The sequence below is a fragment of the Oleiphilus sp. HI0066 genome (assembly GCF_001635725.1).
This window is the reverse complement of record NZ_LWFH01000877.1, coordinates 1-458: the sequence shown is the minus strand read 5'-3', so window position 1 is coordinate 458 and position 458 is coordinate 1. Positions and strand designations below refer to the sequence as shown.

At 45.2% G+C, this 458-nt stretch carries 1 protein-coding gene; it reads right to left on the bottom strand.

Annotation, left to right across the window (positions count from 1 at the left end; translation table 11 throughout):
- Positions 1–458, bottom strand: a 458-nt coding sequence (locus A3738_RS10055; protein WP_197473782.1) for a transglutaminase-like cysteine peptidase, incomplete at both ends; no start/stop codon positions are given.

Genomic DNA, 458 nt, shown 5'->3' with positions numbered 1-458 from the left:
ATAATACTTGGATCACCGACACGTTTCGCATTACTACGACTAAAGCGGTTTAACCAGACGCCAAGCCCATTGAAACCATAAACGGGTTCTAAATCCGTGCGCTGAGAGGCCGGTAAGATATTCTTATTGATGTTGTCGAGTATGAGTGGCTCTGAGTTTGGTGTTGGGTAGTATGCCAATACCATGTGCGCTTGATTAAGCTCTAGAGCCTTTACATAAGAGATTTGAAGTTTGCTTTCGTCAACACCCGCGAATAGCAAAGTAAAGAACTTAGCGATCGCGTAGTCTTCACAGTCTCCGGCATTTTTAGCTAGTAACTCTACAGGGGTCGCCCAGTAGTCGGTGTCTCCCCATAGTTCGATATCGTCTATAAACGCCGCTTGGTTGAAGAAATCGTTAACTTGTTTTAGCTGTGCTAGCTCGACATCTTGTGTGTACGACTGTTTAAGGTCCCAAGC